This window comes from Pseudomonas folii (genome assembly GCF_014357575.1).
In the GTDB taxonomy this organism is placed as follows: Bacteria; Pseudomonadota; Gammaproteobacteria; order Pseudomonadales; family Pseudomonadaceae; genus Aquipseudomonas; species Aquipseudomonas folii.
On record NZ_JACONW010000016.1, the window covers coordinates 42,174 to 58,261 of the forward strand.

Here is a 16,088-nt window from a genome sequence, read left to right on the forward strand (position 1 = left end):
TGTACTCAGTAAAATTCATTGTGATTTTTGCTCGCTCGGCGCGGTGTTTTCTTCAGCTTTCGATTCATCAGTCGCCGCCGGATTGGGCTCGACTGCCGGCACGGGCTCTGCCGGGGTTGCCGGGACGACTACCGGAGCTGCGGCCGGGGCCGGGCTCGATCGGTAGTCAGCGCGACGCTTGAGCTGAAACTCACGGACTGCGGCATTGTGCGCGTCCAGGTCATCGGAAAATACGTGGCTGCCATCGCCCCGGGCGACGAAATAAAGACTGCGCCCCGCCACCGGGTTGAGCGCGGCGTGAATCGCTTCACGGCCTACCAGCGAAATGGGTGTAGGCGGCAAACCGGCGATGACGTAGGTGTTGTAAGGCGTAGGCTCTTTCAGATGAGCGCGGGTCAACTTGCCGTTGTAGCGCTCGCCCAGACCATAGATCACTGTGGGGTCTGTCTGCAGCAGCATGCCCAGGGCCAACCGGCGAACGAAAACGCCGGCGATCTGCCCACGTTCCTGCGGGACACCGGTCTCTTTTTCAACCAGCGACGCCATGATCAGCGCTTGATAAGCATCGGTATACGGCACATCCGCTGCACGCTTGGCCCATTCCTCCTCCAGCACGTCGTCGAGACGCTTGTAGGCCTGCTTGAGAATTTCAGCGTCGGTCATGCCCCGCACGTAACGGTAGGTGTCCGGAAAGAACCGGCCTTCGGGGAACACATCCGGATGACCAATTTTAGTCATCAGCTCAGCGTCGCTGAGATTACCCAGGGTTTGTTCAAGCTTGGGCTGCTTGCCGAGTGCTGCACGCACCTGACGGAAGTTCCAGCCTTCGACCAGCGTCAGGCTGTATTGGACCACTTCACCGCGCTGCCAAAGACCAAGCAGAGACTGCGCGTCCATGCCCGGCGTCATGCGGTATTCGCCGCTGTGCAGGGCTTCCCCCGACAGATTGAAGCGCCAGTACAACCGCAACCAGAAGGAATCTTTGATTACACCCTCGGTTTGCAGGCGATTGAGCAAACCACCCGGCGTCGAACCGGCAGGAACGTCGAGCATCTGTTCCTGGGTGACATTCAAGGGTTGATGCAGAGCCTCGTTCTGCTGCCAGTAGGCATAACCCAGCGCCAAACCCGCCAGGACCAGACCCGTTTCCAGCAACAGCAAAAATTTTCGAATCACTAAGCGATATCCAGAAGGGCAAGAGCTGTGCGCTGCAGTTTACGGGTGAGCGGACCAACCGACCAGCGAAGCTGTTCGAAGCCACGCACCGGCCAGACGCCATAGACACTGTTGCAGACAAATACTTCGTCGGCGTGTTCCAGATCAGCCATATGCAGGTCACGAACCGCGACACGAATGCCGAGCTCCGGCGCTCGCTCCAGCAATGCGCCACGCATGACACCGGCGACACCGCTACGACTCAGGTCAGCCGTGAGCAAAAGGTCATCGCGGACCACAAAAAGATTGCTGTAAACCCCTTCAATAACGCGGCCGGATAGATCGCGCATCAGCCCTTCGGCAAACTCCGGGCCTTGCCATTCCGAGCGGGCAAGCACTTGTTCGAGGCGATTCAAATGTTTCAAACCTGCCAGCAAAGGCTGCTCGGCCAGACGCGTGACGCAGGGAAACAGGTGAATGCCTTGCTCCGCATGGGCAGCGGGATAGACAGGCAGCGGACTGCCCTGAAGAATTCTTAGCGGTTGGGAGTGTGGATCAGGCGCATAGCCGCGCTGGCTATCGCCACGGGCAAGAATCAGCTTCATGACGCCTTCGCCGAGTTGCCGGGCAAAGGCCAGCAGCTCTTCACGAATCAGAACCCGATCAGCCGCAATACCAAGACGATCGCAGCCTAGCTGCAAGCGCTGCAAGTGCTGATCCAGCAGCGATGGTCGCCCTGCCCTTACCGCAATGGTCTCAAATAGACCATCACCATAAGCCAGCCCTCTATTTCTGACAGAAAGCGTGTCGGCTGGACGTCCATCGATCCAGCCTGGCATCACTCAGCGAACCGGCGGAACACCAGTGAGCCGTTGGTTCCACCAAAACCGAAGGAGTTGGAAACCACCACGTCGATGGGCATGCTACGCGCCTCGTGCGGCACGAAGTCCAGATCACAACCCTCACCCGGCTCGTCCAGGTTGATGGTCGGCGGCGCCACCTGACCGTTGATCGCCAGCACACTGAAGATGGCTTCAACAGCACCGGCCGCGCCCAGCAAATGACCGGTCATGGATTTGGTGGAGCTGACCGCCAGCTTGTAGGCGTGATCGCCAAACACACTCTTGATCGCATTGGCTTCGGCAAGGTCGCCCGCCATGGTCGAAGTGCCGTGGGCATTGATGTACTGAACCTGATCAGGGTTGACCCTGGCGTCTTTCAGCGCATTGCGGATGCAGCGGGCAGCACCGGCACCGTCGTCTGGCGGCGAAGTCATGTGGTATGCATCGCCGCTCATGCCAAAGCCGATCAGTTCGGCATAGATAGTCGCGCCACGGGCCTTGGCATGTTCAAGCTCTTCAAGCACCAGCGCACCGGAACCGTCGGACAGGACAAAACCGTCGCGACCTTTGTCCCAGGGACGACTGGCGCGGGTTGGATCGTCATTGCGGGTCGACAGCGCACGGGAGGCGCCGAAGCCACCCATGCCCAGCCCACAGGCCGCCATTTCAGCGCCGCCCGCAATCATCACATCGGCTTCGCCGTAGGCAATGTTGCGTGCAGCCATGCCAATGCAATGCGTGCCCGTGGTGCAAGCGGTCGCAATGGCATAGTTAGGTCCCTGTGCGCCCAGATGGATCGACAGGAAACCGGAAATCATGTTGATGATGGAACCTGGTACGAAAAACGGCGAAATACGCCCCGGCCCCTGCTCATGCAAAGAACGGCTGTTGTTTTCGATATTGGTCAGGCCACCGATTCCGGACCCCATGGCAACGCCAATGCGCTCACGGTTTGCATCGGTGACTTCCAGACCGGAATTACGCACAGCCTGAAAGCTGGCAGCGAGACCGTACTGGATGAATAGATCGAGCCTGCGAGCCTCTTTGGGCGCCAGGTACTCTTCGACGTTGAAGCCCTTGATCGAACCGCCAAAGCGGGTCGTGTAAGCCGAAAGGTCTGTGTGTTCGATAAGGTTAATGCCACTGCGACCAGCCAGAATACCCTGCCAACTGCTCGGCACATCCGTACCCAATGGCGACAGCATACCCATACCGGTGACCACGACGCGTCTACGCGACACAGGACTCTCCTTTTCTCTCATTGACTACGACAGGACATCACAGGACATCGTTTTAAAGAAAAAACCGCACGCCGGTAAGGCAGTGCGGTTTTCCCATGACCCAGCAACGATTACTGAATGTTACGCCTGGTGGGCAGTAACGTAATCGATAGCAGCTTGAACAGTGGTGATCTTCTCGGCTTCTTCGTCAGGGATTTCGGTCTCGAATTCCTCTTCCAGAGCCATTACCAGCTCCACGGTGTCAAGGGAGTCGGCACCCAGGTCTTCAACGAAAGAAGCAGTGTTAACAACTTCCTCAGATTTGACGCCAAGTTGCTCGGCAACGATTTTCTTGACGCGCTCTTCGATGGTGCTCATACCGTGTTTTAACTCCTAGTAGACAAATTCAGGCAGCTGGCCGATGGGTAAGTGTATAGAAGAGGATTTGCGAATTTCAAGCTCAACGCAATTCCCGATACGCCCATCCCCCTTCTGCCCATTAAAAGATTTCAGCTTTATAACGGATTTTAGACAGCCCGTATTACATTTTTTTAAAACGGGCGATCACATATACATGCCGCCGTTGACGGGGATTGTAGCCCCGGTAACGTAGCCTGCACCTTCCGAGGCAAGAAAAGCGACAACATGCGCAATCTCTTCTGCCTGCCCCAGGCGACCCAGAGGAATCTGCGCCGTCAGGGAATCTCGTTGCGCCTGAGGTAGCTCGCGGGTCATATCGGTGTCGATAAAACCAGGAGTTACCGAGTTCACGGTTACCGCACGCGAACCCACTTCACGCGCCAGAGCGCGACTGAAACCTTCCAGACCCGCTTTCGCGGCGGCATAGTTTACTTGGCCTGCGTTGCCCATGGCACCCACAACCGAACCAATACTGATAATTCGACCCCAACGCGCCTTGGTCATGCCACGCAAAACGCCCTTGGACAGACGGAAAAGGCTGTTCAGGTTGGTGTTGACGACATCGTTCCACTCGTCGTCTTTCATGCGCATCATCAGGTTGTCACGGGTGATGCCGGCATTATTGACCAGAATCAACGGTGCGCCAACACGCTCCTGAATCTGCGACAGCACGGAATCCACGGACTCGGCGCTGCAGACGTCCAGCATCAGACCGAAGCCTTCGATGCCGTTTTCCTTGAACGTCGCGCTGATGCGCTCGGCACCCGACTCGGAAGTCGCTGTCCCGACCACAACAGCACCATTACGACCCAATTCCAGGGCAATGGCTTGACCAATACCACGACTGGCACCAGTTACCAGTGCAACTTTACCTTGCAGACTCATGCAAGCTCTCCTAATCAGGCCAGTGCCGCACGGGCGGCGGCGTAGGCGTCTGGGGTATCCAGGTTGTAGGTCGTCACGCCTTCGGCGCAACGCTTGTTCAGGCCGGCAAGCACTTTGCCAGGACCACACTCAACCAGCTGGGTAGCGCCATTTGCAGCAAGGGCCTGGATAGACTCGACCCAACGGACCGGCTTGTACAACTGTTGCAGCAAATCGGTTTTCAGCGTGGCGAGATCCGTCACGACACTTGCACTGACGTTCTGCACCAACGGAATCTGGGGGGCCTGCCACTCGATGGCTTCGATCGATTCGGCAAAACGCTCGGCCGCAGGACGCATCAGCTCGCAGTGCGAAGGAACACTCACCGGCAATGGCAGCGCACGCTTTGCGCCACGCGCCTTGCACAGCTCCATGGCGCGTTTTACGGCCTCGGCGGAACCGGCGATGACCACCTGACCTGGCGAGTTGAAATTGACCGCGCTGACCACTTCACCCTGAGCCGCTTCAGCGCAGGCAGCGATGACATCGGCATCATCCAGACCGAGGATGGCAGCCATGCCGCCCTGACCGGCCGGAACAGCTTCCTGCATCAACTGACCACGACGTTCGACCAGCTTGACCGCATCAGCCAGGCTCAGGCTTTGAGCCGCGACCAGCGCGCTGTATTCGCCCAGACTGTGACCGGCGACAAAAGCAGGAACAGTGCCGCCTTCGGCCAGCCACACATGCCACAGGGCAACTGAAGCAGTGAGAATTGCCGGCTGGGTCTTATCGGTTTGATTGAGCGACTCGACAGGACCTTCCTGAGTCAGCGCCCAGAGGTCATAACCCAAGGCATCGGATGCCTGCGCGAAAGTATCGAGGATCAACGGATGCTGCGCGCCTTGATCGGCGAGCATGCCAAGCGATTGCGATCCTTGACCCGGAAAGACGAATGCGAGGGATGCAGACATTAAACAAGCCCCTGATTATGGTCGTCGAAATAAACGCCCGGCCTTCTTGGCTGAGCGCGAGAAATTCTATTACAGCCACTTGCCGGTTTTGATGACCGGTCAGTCAGCAGCGTCACATTCTAGCGACGCGAGCTGCAAACGTCGCCATGGAAAGCCTATAACAGCTCGCCAAGACGCCCGTGCAAGCGTTGAGGCAGGTTTTCCTGAATCTCGATCAGCGCACGCTGAATCGCACTCTGAAAGCCCTGCACACTGGCAGAGCCATGGCTTTTAACCACAATGCCCTGCAACCCGAGAAAGCTCGCCCCGTTATGCCGCGCAGGCGCAAGATCAGCCTGGAGACGCTTGAGCAACGGCATTGCCAGCGCACCCACCGTCCTCGACAGCAGATTTTGCCTGAACAAGGTTTCAATTCGTGCAGCAATCATGCTCGCCAAACCCTCGCTGGACTTGAGCACGATGTTGCCGACAAAACCATCACAGACCACCACATCGGCTTCGCCGCGATACAACCCGTCACCCTCGACAAAACCGGTGTAGTTCAAGCCCGGCGCAGCCTGCAACAGGCTTGCAGCCAGCTTGACCTGCTGATTGCCCTTGATGTCTTCGGTGCCCACGTTGAGCAGTGCGACTTTTGGTCGCTGCACACCCAATGCCTCGGCGGCCACTGAGCCCATCACGGCAAACTGATAAAGATTTTCAGCACTGCAATCGACATTCGCCCCAAGATCCAACAACTGACAATAGCCACGCTGGGTAGGAATCGCCGCAACCATGGCCGGGCGATCAATGCCTGGCAGGGTTTTCAGGACAAAACGCGAGAGCGCCATCAATGCACCGGTATTCCCCGCACTGACGCACGCCTGAGCCTGCCCGCTCGCCACCAGATCCAGCGCCACTCGCATCGAAGAGTCAGGCTTGCCACGCAACGCCTGAGACGGCCGCTCATCCATGGCGATCACTTCGCTGGCATTCACAATGCGCAGACGTGAGCGATCCACACCAGAATGGCGGGCAATGAGTTCTTCAATAAGGGGGGCTTGACCCACAAGGATCAGATGAAGCGAGGGCGTAGCAGACAGGCACGCGAGGCTGGCCTGAACAATGTTGCGGGGACCGAAGTCCCCGCCCATTGCGTCGATCGCGATGATCGGAGCGGACAAGAAATTACTCGTCAGCGCCCTTGTCGATCACTTTACGACCACGGTAAACACCTTCCGGCGAAACGTGGTGACGCAGGTGAATTTCACCAGTGGTCTTTTCTACCGACAGAGTGCTTGCCTCAAGAGCGTCGTGCGAACGACGCATGTCACGGGCAGAGCGGGATTTTTTGTTCTGCTGAACAGCCATAATTGATTAACTCCTAAACGTTTGGGTCACGCTTTAACTGCGCCAATACACTGAACGGGTTGGACCGCGTTACCTCGTCCACGCTCGGTTCGGGCTCATCGAGACCCGCCGGCTGCTGGCATTCTTCCGGATGATGAGCAGGCACAATGGGCAAGGCGAGCAAAAGCTCCTCCTCGATCAATGCCAGCAGATCCAATGGATCTTCGCCCAGTTCCAGCACGTCATAACCTTTCGGTAACGACTGGGTATTCGCACCCTCCTTCACCACAGCGTAACTGCACTCGCTGTGGATCGGCAGGGTGACCAGCTCAAGACAACGCTGGCAAACCATTTTGACTTCGACGTCAATTGCACTGTGGATAACCACGGAGCGACGTTCGTCACGCTCAAAAATGAATTTGGCCTGCACCGAACCGACAGTGTCGGAAAGCGGGTCGCAGAGTCTCTCCAAATCAGCCAGCAACACTTCACCTTGAAGGGTAGTGCCACGATCAGCCAATTTGCGCGGGTCAACGTGAGGTGGAATCGGGTCATTCAACATAGGCGCAGCATTCTAGGGACGACCCCAAGGCATGTCAAAGGAAATTCAGGCCAATAATCCTGCACAAGACTGATTAGAATCGGTTTTCACTTATTGGAGAACCGCATGTTGCCTTTGCTTCTTGCTTCCAGCTCACCTTATCGCCGGGAATTGCTTGCCAGACTGCGGCTGCCGTTCGTCTGCGCCTCGCCTGATATCGATGAAAGTCACCGACCCGATGAGGGTGCGATTGAGTTGGTTCGTCGCCTGGCTGAGGAGAAAGCCCGGGCCCTTGCGGCCGCATACCCTGGCCATTTGATTATTGGTTCGGATCAGGTGGCTGTTCTGGACGGCAGGATTCTTGGCAAGCCTCATACTTTTGAGCGCGCTCGGGAGCAGTTGAGTGCTGCTAGCGGGTCCAGCGTGGTCTTTCTGACGGGTCTTGCGTTGTTCAATAGTTCGACAGGTGGTTGTGAGGTTGATCATGTGCCGTTTACGGTGCATATGCGCACGCTGGATCAGGGGAGTATTGAGCGTTATTTGCGTGCGGAACAGCCGTATGACTGCGCGGGTAGTTTCAAGGCTGAGGGGTTGGGTGTCAGTTTGTTTCGGAGTACTGAGGGGAGTGATGCTACGAGTCTGGTTGGTCTGCCGCTGATTCGGTTGGTGGATATGCTTATAAAGGAAGGTGTGCAGGTGCTCTGATTATTTGTGCAGTGAATGTTGTGTAGTGATTGCTGTGTACATATCCGTTAGCGCTTTCACGGCGGCTATTGGTTGCGCTTTTACAGCGCGTCACTTTTGAACAGCGCAAAAGTAACCAAAACGCTCTTGCCCCACCACTCGGCACCTCGCTGTCGCTCGGTGTACCCGAACACAGATCCTGAACCGTGGGCCGCCGCAACGGGCCATCCATGGCCCAATGCGACTAACCCGGCGTCCTGCCGGGTTGCCCACGGTTCAGAATCTGCGTTCGGCCAGCGTGTTTAATGGGGCGCCCAAGATCAAAATCAAAAGCGTGGCGGCCTGACAGCCGACCTGAATGCGCGAGCTTGCCGAGCTATTGGCGTCAGTAGTGGTCGACCACTGCGGAATAAAAAACCCGACCAATGGCCGGGTTATTTATTAGCTGCTCCTCGCAATCAGCGAAGCGTCGGCCCTTTGAAGCCTGCCCACATTGCGATTTGGTCAGCCACGCTGGCGCCCAGTTTTTTCGAGAAGCGATCGAACGGGGATTCCTGAACGGTGAAGTCGACCATTTCTTTTTCGCCGATTACTTCACGTGCGACGTAGCTGGCACTGCCAAGGCCGTCGATCAGGCCCAGTGGCAACGCTTGCTCGCCTGTCCAGACCAATCCGGAGAACAGTTCCGGATGATCTTTGTCTTTCAGTCGATCGCCGCGACCCTGCTTCACACTGGCGATGAACTGGCGGTGGGTAGTGTCCAGCACGCTTTGCCAGAATGCGGTTTCGTCTGCTTTTTGCGGCTGGAACGGGTCCAGGAACGATTTGTGTTCGCCTGACGTGTAGGTCCGGCGATCAACACCCAGCTTTTCCATGGCGCCGACAAAGCCGAAGCCTGCCGCAGTGACGCCGATTGAACCCACCAGACTAGCCTTGTCTGCGTAGATCTGGTCAGCCGCGCTGGCGATGTAGTAAGCACCCGAGGCGCCCAGGTCGGTGATCACGGCATAGACCTTGATCTCCGGCTTCTCGGCGCGCAGGCGACGAATTTCATCAGCAACATAGCCCGATTGCACAGGGCTGCCACCCGGGCTGTTGATGCGCAGGATCACGCCCTTGGTCTTCGGATCTTCGAAAGCTGCGCGCAGGCTGCCCACGATGTTATCGGCGCTGGCAGGCTCCTTGTCAGCGATCATGCCTTCGATCTGGATCAACGCAGTGTGATTTGCGCTGCGCGAGGCGCTTTTCTCGAAATCGCCCAGTGGCGTAAACAGAAACAGGGCCCCGATCAGGTAAAGGAAGGTCAGGCACTTGAAGAAAATGCCCCAGCGGCGTGAACGACGCTGCTCCTGAATCCCCGCCAGCAGGGTTTTTTCCAGCAATTTCCAGCTCTTCGCATCAGCCTTGCTGTCTGCGACCTCTTCCTCGTCACGGGAAACCGGTGCTTTCCATTCGTCCGACATTTACTGACTACCCCAACAATGAAGACTGATCGCTGCGCTTACCCAACCAGGTACGCAGCTCGGAAAAATGCTCGATAGCCAACTGCGGCTCATAAGTACGCAATGAATCCAGCGATTGGGCGCCATAGCCCACTGCCACGGAGTCCATACCCGCATTACGCGCCATCAGCAGATCGAAAGAGGAATCGCCCACCATCAACGCCCTTCCCGGCTCAACGCCGCAATGCTGAAGAATTTCATTCAGCATCAACGGATCAGGCTTGCTGGCGGTTTCATCCGCCGCCCGGGTGATGTCGAAGTAGTCGAGCCAGTCATGCGCCTTCAACACGCGATCAAGGCCGCGACGCGCCTTGCCGGTGGCCACGGCCAGCCTGTAACCCTCGGCGCGCCAACCTTCAATGGATTCACGCACCGCTTCGAACAAAGGCGAAGCAACGTCATTGTCCATGGCCATGTAGCTGTCGGCGTAATGCTGGCGAAAGTCGATCAGGTCATTGGCCGTGATATCCGGATAAAGCGTGCGAATCGCCTCGGGCAAACCCAAGCCGATAATGCCCTTGATGGCATGTTCGTCACGTTCCGGTCTACCACTCTCGACAGCAGCAGCGCGCATGGCAGCAACGATACGGCCGATAGAGTCAGCCAGCGTGCCATCCCAATCGAAAATCAATAAATCATACTTCGACGATTCAGAATCAGGTCGCACTCAAACGCTCCACTGTTTTAGCCCACATCTCATCTACGGGGGCCTGCAATTTAAGCTCGCCACCATCCTGCAACGGCACGGTCAGCATGTAAGCGTGCAAGAACAGGCGCTTGCCGCCCATGTCACGAATCTCGCGACTGAAATCTTCGTCACCGTATTTGGTGTCACCCGCAATGGCGTGCCCGGCGTGCAGCGTGTGCACCCGGATCTGGTGGGTACGACCGGTGACCGGTTTGGCCTCGACCATGGTGGCAAAATCACCGAAGCGGCGTAGCACTTTGAAAATCGTCAGCGCCTCCTTGCCTTCGTCGTTGACCTCGACCATGCGCTCACCGGAACGCAGATTGCTCTTGAGCAACGGTGCGCTGACACGTTTCTGAGCGGTGTCCCAGCGACCGCGGACCAGCGCCATGTAGCGCTTGTCAACGCCGTCGCCGCGCAAGGCCTCATGCAGGTGGCGCAACATGCTGCGCTTCTTGGCAATCATCAGTAGCCCAGAGGTGTCGCGATCCAGGCGGTGTACCAGTTCGAGTTCCTTGGCATCCGGGCGCATCTGGCGGAAAGCCTCGATGACACCGAAGTTCAGACCACTACCGCCATGCACGGCGATACCCGCAGGCTTGTTGAGCACGATCAGCGCCTTGTCCTCATAGACAATCGCCGCTTCAAGGCGCTGCAAAAGCCCTTGAGCCACAGGCACAGGTTCGTCACGCTCAGGCACGCGCACGGGCGGAACCCGGATGATGTCGCCTGCCTGCAACTTGTACTCCGGCTTGATCCGCCCCTTGTTCACCCGCACTTCGCCTTTGCGCAAAATGCGATAGATCAAGGTCTTGGGCACGCCTTTGAGGAAAGTGACAAGAAAGTTATCGATACGTTGACCGGCATATTCCGGCGCAACCTCTACCAGCTGGACGCCGGGGGTTGGAGGGGTGATATTCGTCATGGCGCAAATCATAACAATTTTTTATGGATTTGAAGCACTTAATGATTGCTGCTATAGTCGCGAACGCCGCCAAAAGCGGCCTGGACAGCGGACAAACGGTTTATGACCGACCCTGCCCTACGCAATTCACGAGGACGCGAGGCCGTCCTACGGGGCTTTCGGTGACAACGGATGGGCTGCAAACGTTACAAGCGCAGGTGACATGAGGCCTGATACACGCCAGATCGCAGAGTTATCACTCGCCTTCAGAGCTAATAAATCACGGCCAGTTCACAAAGTGCAGTCGTTTACAGACGGTCCGGGCGAATGCTTCGGAAACAAACGCCTTAAGCCATGATGCGCAACCTTCCCTCTGGAAGGCTGCGGTAAATGCCAACCCGTTGCGGATTCTGCGCGCGGCAGCACCCGAATTATCAGGGATACGTGTAGGGTGGAGACGCACAACCATCGGACTGTGTAGCACAAGGCTTGTTTTAGACGCTTCATCTCGTCCGCTACCGATGGTCGATTCCTCCTCCTGACAAAGCTTTTGCTGAAAGGGTGTCTTTTTGTCACCACAGCAAGCAGGAAACGTCGTCGCGACTCCGGCCCCGTTGGCCGGTAATCTCGCTAGACACTGGAGTGTCCAACCACTCCTGACGTGCCCTGACACCGACCGTGAGAAGTCGTGTGTGCCGAACGCCGTTTCCGGCAGCCCGGAAACCGACGGTACTACATGAAAAGAATGCTGATTAACGCAACTCAACCCGAAGAGTTGCGCGTTGCACTGGTAGACGGCCAGCGCTTATATGACCTGGACATCGAGTCCGGTGCCCGCGAGCAGAAAAAGGCCAATATCTATAAAGGCCGGATCACTCGCATCGAACCCAGCCTTGAGGCTGCCTTTGTCGATTTCGGCTCTGAGCGCCACGGCTTCCTGCCTCTCAAAGAAATCTCCCGCGAGTACTTCAAGAAAGCCCCTGAAGGTCGCGTCAACATCAAGGACGTCCTGAGCGAAGGCCAGGAAGTCATCGTTCAGGTCGAGAAGGAAGAGCGCGGCAACAAAGGCGCGGCCCTGACCACATTCATCAGCCTGGCCGGTCGTTATCTGGTCCTGATGCCAAACAATCCGCGTGCCGGTGGTATCTCCCGCCGCATCGAAGGCGAAGAGCGCAACGAACTGCGCGAAGCGCTGAACGGCCTGATCGCTCCAGCTGACATGGGCCTGATCGTTCGCACTGCCGGCCTGGGCCGCAGCAGCGAAGAAATGCAGTGGGACCTCGACTACCTGCTGCAACTCTGGACCGCCATCAAAGAAGCTTCGCTGGATCGCGCTGCTCCATTCCTGATCTATCAGGAAAGCAACGTCATCATCCGCGCCATCCGCGATTACCTGCGCCAGGACATCGGCGAAGTGCTGATCGACAGCATCGAAGCCCAGGAAGAAGCACTGACCTTTATCCGTCAGGTGATGCCGCAATACGCCAGCAAGATCAAGCTGTACGAAGACAGCGTTCCGCTGTTCAACCGTTTCCAGATCGAAAGCCAGATCGAGACCGCCTTCCAGCGCGTCGTTGAACTGCCTTCCGGCGGCTCCATCGTTATCGATCCAACCGAAGCCCTGGTGTCCATCGACATCAACTCGGCTCGCGCCACCAAAGGCAGCGACATCGAAGAAACGGCTCTGCAGACCAACCTTGAAGCGGCTGAAGAAATCGCCCGTCAATTGCGTCTGCGTGACATCGGCGGCCTGATCGTTATCGATTTCATCGACATGACCCCGGCCAAGAACCAGCGCGCCGTGGAAGAAAAAGTCCGCGAAAGCCTGGAAGCCGACCGTGCCCGCGTTCAGGTCGGGCGTATCTCGCGCTTCGGTCTGCTGGAAATGTCCCGTCAGCGCCTGCGTCCATCTCTGGGCGAAAGCAGCGGTATCGTCTGCCCGCGTTGCAACGGCACCGGCATCATCCGTGACGTTGAATCGCTGTCGCTGGCCATCCTGCGCCTGATCGAAGAAGAAGCCCTGAAAGACCGCACTGCCGAAGTCCGCGCCCAGGTGCCGATTCCGGTTGCGGCTTTCCTGCTCAACGAAAAACGCAACTCGATCACCAAGATCGAACTGCGCACCCGTGCCCGCATCATCATCCTGCCGAACGATCACCTCGAAACGCCGCACTTCGAAGTTCAGCGCCTGCGTGATGACAGCCCGGAAGCTCACACTCTGCAGTCCAGCTACGAAATCGCTGCCGCGGCCGCCGAAATTGAAGAAGTTCAGCCAGCCGCTGCAACCCGCACTCTGGTTCGCCAGGAAGCCGCCGTTAAAACCGCTCCGCCGCGTGCCAACGCTCCGGTTCCGGTTGAAGCCGCTCCTACCGCGCCAACTCCGGTTGCGCACGAACCAAGCCTGTTCAAGGGTCTGGTCAAATCCCTGGTGAGCCTGTTCGCCACCAAGGAAGAGCCAGCCGCTCCGGTTGTCGTTGAAAAACCAGTTGCCGAACGTCCTGCCCGCAACGAAGAGCGCCGCAACGGTCGTCAACAGAGCCGTGGCCGCAACAACCGTCGCGATGAAGAGCGCAAGCCACGTGAAGAACGCGCCGAACGTGCTCCACGCGAAGAGCGTGCACCGCGTGAGGAACGCGCGCCTCGTGAAGAGCGCGCACCGCGCGCTCCACGCGAAGCCGTTGTTGAAGAAAACAGTGCAGCGCCACGTGAAGAGCGTCCGGCCCGTGCTCCACGTGAAGAGCGTGCGCCTCGTACACCACGCGCAGGTCGTGAAGACCGCAAGCCTCGTGAAGAACGCGTTCGTGAACTGCGCGAGCCGCTGGATGCCGCTCCGGCAGCCGATGCAGCGCCGCGTGAAGAGCGTCCTGAGCGTGCACCACGTGAAGAACGTCAACCACGCGCCCCTCGTGAAGAACGCCAGCCTCGCGCCGAGCAGGCCGTTGCCGAGGTTAGCGAAGACGAAGTGCTGAACAACGAAGAACTGGCAACCGAAGACCATCAGGACGGTGCAGAAGGCGATCGCCCTCGCCGCCGCTCCCGTGGTCAGCGTCGTCGCAGCAACCGTCGTGAGCGTCAGCGTGACGCAAACGGCAATGTGATCGAAGGTTCGGAAGGCAGCGAGGAAGAAGGCAGCGAATCCGGTAACACTGAATCCGCCAACACTGAAGTGGCAGCCGGTCTGGCTATCACCGCAGCAACCGCAGCCGTTGCCAGCAGCGTCATCAGCGCACCTGCAGAAGCCGAAGCTCACCGTCAGGCCGAGCGAGCGACTGCAACCGTTGACTCAGCTGACTCCTCGTTCGTACCGGAAGCCGTGATCGAAACCCCCTCGATCCAGACTCCAGCGTTCGAAGCGCCAGCCGTTGAAATACCGGCTGTAGAAGCACCGGTTGCTGACAAGGCGCCGAAAGCTGAAACCGCTCCGGACGTAGAAGTGCAGCAGGTTGTTGAAATGGCTCCGCAAGTGATTGCAGAGGCACCCGCCCTGGCAGCGCAGACCGAGATGTTCGAAGCGCCACACGCTGAACGTTTTGTACCGTTCACGCCAACGCCAGAGCCGTCCACACCAGCACCACAGGTTGAAGAGGTTGCTCCAGTCCGTGAAGAGGCTCCGGCCGCTGAATCGGCTGAACTGCCTACTCCTGCGCCAGTCGTGGCTGAAGAGCCTGCGCCTTACGCTGCTCCGGAAGTTGTTGCAACACCGCCTACCGCAGAAGCAGCAGTGGCTGTCGCCCCTGAAGCCCCTGCACTGCCGGTGAGCAGCAACGGCCGCGCGCCAAACGACCCACGTGAAGTGCGTCGCCGCAAGCGTGAAGAAGAGCGTCTGAAGAAGGAAGCTGAAGAAGCCGCAGCCAACACCGCTGCTGCTCCTGTAGCTGAAGTCGAAGCGGTTCAACCAGCAGTCGAGTCAGTTGAAGCTGCTCCGGTGGCTGATGAGAATCAGCATTCGGTGGATCACGCAGTCACGCAGCACCACGAAGCCAAGGAAGAAAGCACCGAGCCTAAACCCCTCGCTTGATCCTTGACTGAATAAAAAGCCCCACCTGTGAGAGCAGGTGGGGCTTTTTTGTGGACGAGTGATCTGTAGGAGCTGCCGAAGGCTGCGATGGCGGTGCATCAGGAAGGCCGCTTTCGCAGCCTTCGGCAGCTCCTACATAAAATGCAGCGTATCCAAAAGTTGCCCTGACCTGTAGGAGCTCACCGAGGTTAAGAGGCCAGCGATGGCGGTGTGTCAGGCTAACCGCTATCGCTGGCCTCGTAACCTCGGTGAGCTCCTACGGGATTGAGGTAAACCTATAGAACAAACACCAACCGGTCTGGCACATCCACATCCCACAGCACACCCGGATCATCCACCTCGACCTGCTCAACGCAGCCATCATTGAACAACCGTCGTGCGCCCTGATCGCCATTTAATGCCATCAGCGCGGGGCCATACTGACGACCAAAACCCACCGGATGACCCAGTTCGCCACTCAGGACAGGTACAGAAATCAGACCGTCCTCCAATGAAGCAGCAACCTTGTGCAGGGTCTGAGGCAGGATAAACGGCATGTCACCCAGAACGATCAACCAGGCACGATGATCGGGCTCGGCAGCCACCGCTGCAGCGATGCTGTCGCCCATACCCGCTGAGGCCAGCATGACCAGCTCGCAGCGGTACCGTTGGGCAAGTGAGATGATTTGTGAGCAATCAGGTCGGGTAATCACCAGAACCTTGTCGACAACCCCTTGCAGGTTGACGAGAGCGTGCTCCAGCACCGGACGCTCGACTCCATCGCGACCGATACAACGAGCCAGCAACTTGCTCTGACCTTGTCCGGCAATGGCTTGAAACCGAGTACCTTCTCCGGCAGCGAGCACGACGGCGCAAACAGTGCTGGTCATGGTTACTCCCTTCCTGGGCATAGGTCACTACACAATATTTACAGTGGTTTTTGTGTACATATCTGTCGTGAAGCAAAC

At 57.8% G+C, this 16,088-nt stretch carries 15 protein-coding genes; 2 read left to right on the top strand and 13 right to left on the bottom strand.

Translation table 11 applies throughout. The features are described 5' to 3' along the window. Nucleotides 1-15: 15 nt before the first annotated feature. From mltG to H8S59_RS05915, 9 genes are all read right to left on the bottom strand, one after another. A complete protein-coding gene (gene mltG / locus H8S59_RS05875; protein WP_187520802.1) occupies nt 16-1,176 on the bottom strand; it encodes an endolytic transglycosylase MltG in 1,161 nt (386 codons plus the stop codon). Next, complete coding sequence (pabC, locus tag H8S59_RS05880; RefSeq protein WP_187520803.1) at nt 1,176-1,994, bottom strand: aminodeoxychorismate lyase; 819 nt, start codon at nt 1,992-1,994, stop codon at nt 1,176-1,178. The genes mltG and pabC overlap by 1 nt, the downstream gene beginning before the upstream one ends. Continuing rightward, entirely contained in the window at nt 1,994-3,238 is a 1,245-nt protein-coding gene (gene fabF / locus H8S59_RS05885; protein ID WP_187520804.1) for a beta-ketoacyl-ACP synthase II, read from the bottom strand. The genes pabC and fabF overlap by 1 nt, the downstream gene beginning before the upstream one ends. A 120-nt stretch (nt 3,239-3,358) precedes the next feature. Beyond that, nucleotides 3,359-3,595, bottom strand: coding sequence for an acyl carrier protein (gene acpP, locus H8S59_RS05890; protein WP_087265500.1), 237 nt, complete (start codon nt 3,593-3,595; stop codon nt 3,359-3,361). A 186-nt stretch (nt 3,596-3,781) separates the two neighbouring features. Continuing rightward, on the bottom strand, nt 3,782-4,522 hold the full coding sequence (gene fabG / locus H8S59_RS05895) for a 3-oxoacyl-ACP reductase FabG (RefSeq protein WP_087265499.1): 741 nt from the start codon (nt 4,520-4,522) through the stop codon (nt 3,782-3,784). 14 nt (nt 4,523-4,536) lie between these two features. After that, nucleotides 4,537-5,475, bottom strand: coding sequence for an ACP S-malonyltransferase (gene fabD / locus H8S59_RS05900; protein WP_187520805.1), 939 nt, complete (start codon nt 5,473-5,475; stop codon nt 4,537-4,539). A gap of 155 nt (nt 5,476-5,630) precedes the next feature. Next, nucleotides 5,631-6,638, bottom strand: coding sequence for a phosphate acyltransferase PlsX (gene plsX, locus H8S59_RS05905; protein ID WP_187520806.1), 1,008 nt, complete (start codon nt 6,636-6,638; stop codon nt 5,631-5,633). A 4-nt stretch (nt 6,639-6,642) separates the two neighbouring features. Then, nucleotides 6,643-6,825 (bottom strand): 50S ribosomal protein L32, encoded by a 183-nt coding sequence (gene rpmF, locus H8S59_RS05910; RefSeq protein ID WP_002552688.1) that lies wholly within the window; start codon nt 6,823-6,825, stop codon nt 6,643-6,645. 13 nt (nt 6,826-6,838) lie between these two features. After that, entirely contained in the window at nt 6,839-7,366 is a 528-nt protein-coding gene (locus H8S59_RS05915; protein WP_027901079.1) for a YceD family protein, read from the bottom strand. A 105-nt stretch (nt 7,367-7,471) separates the two neighbouring features. On the opposite strand from H8S59_RS05915, the gene H8S59_RS05920 reads away from it, so the two are divergent. After that, nucleotides 7,472-8,050, top strand: a complete 579-nt coding sequence (locus tag H8S59_RS05920) for a Maf family protein (RefSeq protein ID WP_187520807.1) — start codon at nt 7,472-7,474, stop codon at nt 8,048-8,050. A gap of 437 nt (nt 8,051-8,487) precedes the next feature. Here the strand turns inward: H8S59_RS05920 and H8S59_RS05925 are convergent, their stop codons facing one another. From H8S59_RS05925 to rluC, 3 genes are read right to left on the bottom strand one after another with little or no spacing between them, the layout of a single operon-like run. Beyond that, nucleotides 8,488-9,492 carry a S49 family peptidase gene (locus H8S59_RS05925; protein WP_187520808.1) on the bottom strand — a complete coding sequence of 335 codons (1,005 nt, stop codon included), beginning with the start codon at nt 9,490-9,492 and terminating at the stop codon, nt 8,488-8,490. A gap of 7 nt (nt 9,493-9,499) precedes the next feature. After that, nucleotides 9,500-10,198, bottom strand: coding sequence for an HAD-IA family hydrolase (locus H8S59_RS05930; RefSeq protein WP_187520809.1), 699 nt, complete (start codon nt 10,196-10,198; stop codon nt 9,500-9,502). After that, the gene (gene rluC / locus H8S59_RS05935) at nt 10,188-11,144 is read right to left on the bottom strand and encodes a 23S rRNA pseudouridine(955/2504/2580) synthase RluC (protein WP_095093405.1); all 957 of its coding nucleotides are present in this window, start codon (nt 11,142-11,144) and stop codon (nt 10,188-10,190) included. The genes H8S59_RS05930 and rluC overlap by 11 nt, the downstream gene beginning before the upstream one ends. A 715-nt stretch (nt 11,145-11,859) precedes the next feature. Between rluC and rne the strand changes: the two genes are divergently transcribed. Beyond that, nucleotides 11,860-15,141 carry a ribonuclease E gene (gene rne / locus H8S59_RS05940; protein ID WP_425504560.1) on the top strand — a complete coding sequence of 1,094 codons (3,282 nt, stop codon included), beginning with the start codon at nt 11,860-11,862 and terminating at the stop codon, nt 15,139-15,141. A gap of 275 nt (nt 15,142-15,416) precedes the next feature. Here the strand turns inward: rne and H8S59_RS05945 are convergent, their stop codons facing one another. Then, the gene (locus tag H8S59_RS05945) at nt 15,417-16,010 is read right to left on the bottom strand and encodes a nucleotidyltransferase family protein (protein WP_187520811.1); all 594 of its coding nucleotides are present in this window, start codon (nt 16,008-16,010) and stop codon (nt 15,417-15,419) included. Nucleotides 16,011-16,088 lie beyond the last annotated feature (78 nt).

Bases quoted from the DNA above. Each gene is read 5' to 3' on its own strand.
- H8S59_RS05915 (WP_027901079.1), bottom strand. From the start codon at position 7,366: ATGTTGAATGACCCGATTCCACCTCACGTTGACCCGCGCAAATTGGCT.
- H8S59_RS05925 (WP_187520808.1), bottom strand. From the start codon at position 9,492: ATGTCGGACGAATGGAAAGCACCGGTTTCCCGTGACGAGGAAGAGGTC.
- acpP (WP_087265500.1), bottom strand. From the start codon at position 3,595: ATGAGCACCATCGAAGAGCGCGTCAAGAAAATCGTTGCCGAGCAACTT.
- H8S59_RS05945 (WP_187520811.1), bottom strand. From the start codon at position 16,010: ATGACCAGCACTGTTTGCGCCGTCGTGCTCGCTGCCGGAGAAGGTACT.
- pabC (WP_187520803.1), bottom strand. From the start codon at position 1,994: ATGCCAGGCTGGATCGATGGACGTCCAGCCGACACGCTTTCTGTCAGA.
- fabD (WP_187520805.1), bottom strand. From the start codon at position 5,475: ATGTCTGCATCCCTCGCATTCGTCTTTCCGGGTCAAGGATCGCAATCG.
- rluC (WP_095093405.1), bottom strand. From the start codon at position 11,144: ATGACGAATATCACCCCTCCAACCCCCGGCGTCCAGCTGGTAGAGGTT.
- H8S59_RS05920 (WP_187520807.1), top strand. From the start codon at position 7,472: ATGTTGCCTTTGCTTCTTGCTTCCAGCTCACCTTATCGCCGGGAATTG.
- fabG (WP_087265499.1), bottom strand. From the start codon at position 4,522: ATGAGTCTGCAAGGTAAAGTTGCACTGGTAACTGGTGCCAGTCGTGGT.
- rne (WP_425504560.1), top strand. From the start codon at position 11,860: ATGAAAAGAATGCTGATTAACGCAACTCAACCCGAAGAGTTGCGCGTT.
- rpmF (WP_002552688.1), bottom strand. From the start codon at position 6,825: ATGGCTGTTCAGCAGAACAAAAAATCCCGCTCTGCCCGTGACATGCGT.